Origin of the sequence: Lishizhenia sp., from assembly GCF_033720595.1 — a bacterium.
Taxonomy (GTDB): Bacteria; Bacteroidota; Bacteroidia; order Flavobacteriales_D; family Crocinitomicaceae; genus Lishizhenia.
Map to the genome: position 1 here is coordinate 1 of NZ_JAWWCF010000322.1, position 1,644 is coordinate 1,644.

The window sequence follows — 1,644 nt, forward strand, 5'->3', positions numbered from 1 at the left end:
GCTGCAAAAAGAGCTTCTGCACGTAAAATCATTACAGTAATTCCTTACTTCGGATTTGCTCGTCAGGATAGAAAAGACAAGCCAAGAGTAGCAATTGGAGCAAAATTAGTAGCTAACATGTTAATGGCTGCAGGTGTAGATCGTTTAATTACAATGGATTTACACGCTGACCAAATTCAAGGATTCTTTGAATTCCCAGTGGATCACCTTTTTGCTTCTACTATTTTCTACCCAGAAATCGAGAAGTTAAACACAGGAAACTTAATCATGGCTGCTCCAGATGCTGGAGGTGCTAAAAGAGCAAACTCTTACGCTAAGAAGTTAGATGTTGGTTTAGCACTTTGTCATAAACAAAGACAAAAAGCTAACGAAGTTGCTACAATGACAGTGATAGGTGATGTTACAGGTAAAGATGTTGTTTTAGTGGATGATATGTGTGATACAGCAGGTACATTAACTAAAGCTGCAGATTTATTTATGGAAAAAGGAGCGAAAAGTGTTCGTGCTTTCTGTACGCACGCTGTGCTTTCTGGACCTGCCTACGACAGAATAAATGAATCAAACATTACAGAATTGATCGTTACAGATACAATTCCATTGAAACAAAAAAGTGATAAAATCAGAGTTATTTCTTCAGCAGATTTATTCTCAGATGTTATCAGAAGATTGGTGAACAACCAGTCAATTAGTTCGCATTTTATAATCTCATAATAAAATAAAAATGAAAACAGTACAATTGAGCGGTTCGCTAAGAGCGAACGTAGGGAAAAAGGACGCGAAGGCAGTTCGTAACGCTGGAAACGTACCTTGTGTACTTTACGGAACAGGTGAGCAAACTACTTTTGCAGTTAAGCACACTGATTTAGAGAAAATTGTTTTCTCTCCAGATGTATTCCAAATCGAGATCGACATCGATGGAACAACTAAAAGAGGAATTATCCAGGATTTGCAAATGCACCCTGTAACTGACAAGATTCAACACGTTGACTTTTTAGAGTTAGTTGATGACAAGCCAGTTAAAGTTGGTATTCCAGTATCATTAGTTGGACGTTCTAAAGGTGTATTGAACGGTGGACGTTTACAACAAGTATTCAGAAGAGTTAAGATTGAAGGTTTACCAAAAGATCTTCCTGCAACTGTAGAATTAGATATTACTCCATTGAGAATTGGACAAGCAATTAGAATTGGACAAATTGAAATTCCAGGATGTAAAGTTTTAGATCCAGCTTCAGCTGTTGCTGTATCTGTTAAAATGGCCAGAGGTGCTGTTAACGATACAGAAGAAGAAGAAGAAGGAGAAGAAGCTGCAGAAGCTTAGTCTATTTCAACGAGATTACACAAAGCGCATTCCTAAGGGATGCGCTTTTTTTATTGCCTAAACCCCAATCTAGCAGACCGTATTAGCGATAGCAATGGCACCCTGCAAGGAAAAAGTTTTGCTACACCCAACTTTTATGGGCGACAATAGAAGCCCAATGAAAGGTGCAGGTGTTGCTAACTTTGTACTGAAGCGTAGAATGTATAGCGCGACCCCTCCCCAAGAAGCTTGGGGAGGGGAAAGACACAATTAAATATTATTTTTAAGGCATGAGAAAACTGTTAACGACCCTCTTCACCCTTCTTACACTGGTAAGCTTTGCCCAA

2 protein-coding genes are annotated in these 1,644 nt (G+C 38.8%); both read left to right on the top strand.

Annotation, left to right across the window (positions count from 1 at the left end):
• On the top strand, positions 1 to 711 hold a 711-nt coding region (locus R3333_RS14515; RefSeq protein ID WP_318959477.1), incomplete at its 5' end, for a ribose-phosphate pyrophosphokinase.
• A 10-nt stretch (positions 712 to 721) separates the two neighbouring features.
• Positions 722 to 1,318, top strand: a complete 597-nt coding sequence (locus tag R3333_RS14520; protein ID WP_318959478.1) for a 50S ribosomal protein L25 — start codon at positions 722 to 724, stop codon at positions 1,316 to 1,318.
• Positions 1,319 to 1,644: the final 326 nt, after the last annotated feature.

Excerpts from the sequence above, each read along its gene's own strand:
- R3333_RS14520 (WP_318959478.1), top strand. The coding sequence starts at position 722 with ATGAAAACAGTACAATTGAGCGGTTCGCTAAGAGCGAACGTAGGGAAA.